Genomic DNA, 3061 nt, shown 5'->3' on the forward strand with positions numbered 1-3061 from the left:
CCTTGTTGATGATCTCGAGCGTCAGCAGGTAGCAGTCCTTGGCATCGTTTGCCCAGGTGAACAGGCCATGGCTTTCGAGGACGACGCCCCGGGCCGTCGGATTGGCCTTCACGAAGGCCTCGAGATCGAGGCCGAGCTGGAACCCCGGGCGGCGCCAGGGCAGCCAGCCGATATCCGCGCCGAAGATCTTCTGTGTCAGTTCCCTTGACCTCTTCGAGGCCGCGATCGCGATGATCGCATCCGGGTGCATGTGATCGACATGGGTGAACGGCACGAAACCATGCAGCGGCGTATCGATCGAAGCGGCACGCGGGTTGAGATTGAAGGTGCAGTGGGGCAGGAAGCCGACCATCCGGTCTTCATCGTGCACGCCCTTGTAGATGCCTTTCAGGGCGTCGAGCTTTTCCTGGTAAAGCGTGGCGAAACCATCGAGTTTGATCGTGCCGACATCGCCGCCGGACCCCTTGACCCAGAGCACCTTGACCTTTTCGCCGGTGAGCGGATCGGTTTCCATGACCTTGGCGGAGGTATTGCCGCCACCGTAATTGGTGATGCGCTTGTCCGCGCCGAGCAGGTTCGAGCGATAAAGCAGCTTGCCGGGCTCGTCGAGCTCTTCGGCATGGGCATCATCCCAACGATTATCGAGAAGGCGGGTTTGGCCCGTCATGACATCCTCCCAAGGTAAGTGTGCTGGGGGCCGAAACGCACGGACCCATCTCCTTCTTGTTCGAGGATATCGCGCATCAAATCGACTATTGTCAATCAGTTTCGATCATGAGTTTTCATTGTGCGCTGCAATATTATCTTTTTTGATCGTTTCTGATTGACAGTTTAAAAGCAATCCGACTAAATCGCCTCAGGGAGGAAGCCATGCACGAACGCGAACGCCATCGCATCATCTTGAGCGCGATCCAGGAAAAGCCGGTGGTTACCGTGCAGGATATTGCCGAGTTGACCGAGGCATCCGAAGCCACGATCCGCCGTGACATCGCAGCCCTGCATGTGCAGGGAAAGCTTCGCCGTGTCCGCGGGGGGGCCGAGGCCGTGCATCCGCCGCAGCTTGGAAACCTCGCCGCCCGTCCTTTTCGCGTGTCTGAATCGGTCAATATCGACAAGAAGCGCGCAATTGCGCGCGCCGCCGTCGATCTGTGCGAGGAGGGCGATTCAATCATCATCAACGGCGGCACCACCACGTTCCAGATGGTGCATTTCATGTCCGCCCGCCGGCTGCAGGTGATGACCAATTCCTTCGCCATTGCCGAACATCTGGTGAAGCATTCGAAATGCAATGTCTCGGTTCCCGGCGGCGCGATCTACCGCGACCAGAGCCTGATCCTGTCGCCATTCGACAATGACGCGATCCGCAATTTCTACGCCCGCCGCATCTTCATCGGCGCGCAGGGCATCAATGCGCTGGGTGTGATGGAATCCGACGCCCTGGTCATCCAGAGCGAGCAGAAGCTGGTCCGCCAGGCAGAAGAGCTGATCGTCATGGTCGACAGCAGCAAGTTCGCAAAGCGCTCGAGCCTCATCCTCTGCCCGCTCGACAAGGTCTCGACCATCATTACCGACGACAGGATTACCGACGAGGCGGCCGCCATGGTCACCGATGCCGGCATAAAACTGATTGCCGTGAAGCCGTTGGCTTCATCGGAAAAGGCAAATGCCACGTCAGCCGCCTGAATTTTCAGCGGCTGGCGGGGAGGAATTCAGCAGTTCATCAACCTGGGAGGAAATCATGAAACTGTCCAAGACATTGCTTGTTGGCGTGGTCTTTGCCATCGCCGCCATGGGATCGGCCGCGCAGGCCGCCGACATGAAGATCGCACTGGTCGTCAAATCGCTCGGCAACGGCTTCTTCGAGGCTGCCAACAAGGGCGCCGAGGAAGCCGCCAAGGAACTCGGCGGCGTCGAGATCATCTATACCGGCCCGACCTCGACGACGGCGGAAGGCCAGATCGAAGTCATCAATTCGCTGATCGCGCAGGGCGTCGATGCCATCGCGATTTCGGCGAACGATCCGGACGCCGTCGTCCCGGCCCTGAAGAAGGCCACCCAGCGCGGCATCAAGGTCATCTCCTGGGATAGCGGCGTCGCGGCGGAAGGCCGTATCCTTCATCTCAACCCGTCCTCCAACGAACTGATCGGCAAGATGTGCCTGCAGCTCGCTGCAAATCATCTTGAAGGCGGCAAGGGCGATTTCGCCATCCTCTCGGCAACCACCACCTCGACCAACCAGAACATCTGGATCGAGGAAATGAAGAAGCAGCTGAAGGATTTCGACGGCCTCAACCTGGTCACCACCGTCTATGGCGACGATCTTGCCGATAAGAGCTATCGCGAAGCGCAGGGCCTCCTGTCCTCGCAGCCGAACGTCAAGGTCATCGTTGCGCCGACGACCGTTGGCGTTCTCGCAGCCTCGCAGGCCGTCAAGGATGCCGGCAAGATCGGCGAGGTCTATGTCACGGGCCTGGGCCTTCCGTCCGAAATGGCCGGCGCCATCAAGTCCGGCGCCACCAAGGAATTCGCGATCTGGAACCCGATCGACCTCGGTTACTCGGCCACCCAGATCGCCTATCACCTCGTCAAGGGCGATACCGACGGTGCTCCGGGTGCGGAAATCGAGGCAGGCCGCATGGGCAAGATCAAGATCGGCGACAATGGCGAAGCCGCCATGGCTGATCCCTTCGTCTATAATTCGTCGAACATCGACGAATTCGCGAAGATTTTCTGATCTCGCGCCTCTGAGTTCGGGGACCTCGTGCCCCTCACCCTGACCCTCTCCCCGCATGCGGGGAGAGGGTACGTGCCCCGACGCTAGGAAGTCGCTGCTTGGCTTGCGTCCCCGCATGCGGGGAAAAGGTGCCGGCAGGCGGATGAGGGGCCTATAGGAACCGGAAAGACCATGACCGTTCAAGCCAGACCTCGCGACACCGCGCCAGCGCCCGCCGACACGCCCATTCTCGAAATGCGCGGCATCTCGCAGGTTTTTCCGGGCGTCAAGGCACTGGACGGCGTGAGCATCGCGCTCCATCCTGGCCAGGTTACCGCCCTGATCGGC

At 60.1% G+C, this 3061-nt stretch carries 3 protein-coding genes and 1 pseudogene; 3 read left to right on the forward strand and 1 reads right to left on the reverse strand.

Annotated features, from left to right (window positions below; all coding sequences use genetic code 11):
- Positions 1 to 667, reverse strand: a 667-nt coding sequence (locus tag VL202_RS14040; protein WP_325464725.1) for a class II aldolase/adducin family protein, incomplete at its 3' end; no start/stop codon positions are given.
- A gap of 203 nt (positions 668 to 870) precedes the next feature.
- Here VL202_RS14040 and VL202_RS14045 point away from each other — a divergent pair.
- The 3 genes and pseudogenes from VL202_RS14045 to VL202_RS14055 all read left to right on the forward strand — a co-directional run.
- On the forward strand, positions 871 to 1683 hold the full coding sequence (locus tag VL202_RS14045; protein WP_325464726.1) for a DeoR/GlpR family DNA-binding transcription regulator: 813 nt from the start codon (positions 871 to 873) through the stop codon (positions 1681 to 1683).
- 55 nt (positions 1684 to 1738) lie between these two features.
- On the forward strand, positions 1739 to 2734 hold the full coding sequence (rhaS, locus tag VL202_RS14050; RefSeq protein WP_056339376.1) for a rhamnose ABC transporter substrate-binding protein: 996 nt from the start codon (positions 1739 to 1741) through the stop codon (positions 2732 to 2734).
- Between the two features lie 171 nt (positions 2735 to 2905).
- A pseudogene (locus tag VL202_RS14055) lies at positions 2906 to 3061 on the forward strand (D-xylose ABC transporter ATP-binding protein); the annotation flags it as partial.

The sequence above is a fragment of the Pararhizobium sp. genome, assembly GCF_035497515.1.
Classification (GTDB): domain Bacteria; phylum Pseudomonadota; class Alphaproteobacteria; order Rhizobiales; family Rhizobiaceae; genus Pararhizobium.

What these genes read in the sequence shown, in the direction of transcription:
- VL202_RS14045 (WP_325464726.1), top strand. Translation starts at nt 871, where the DNA reads ATGCACGAACGCGAACGCCATCGCATCATCTTGAGCGCGATCCAGGAA.
- rhaS (WP_056339376.1), top strand. Translation starts at nt 1,739, where the DNA reads ATGAAACTGTCCAAGACATTGCTTGTTGGCGTGGTCTTTGCCATCGCC.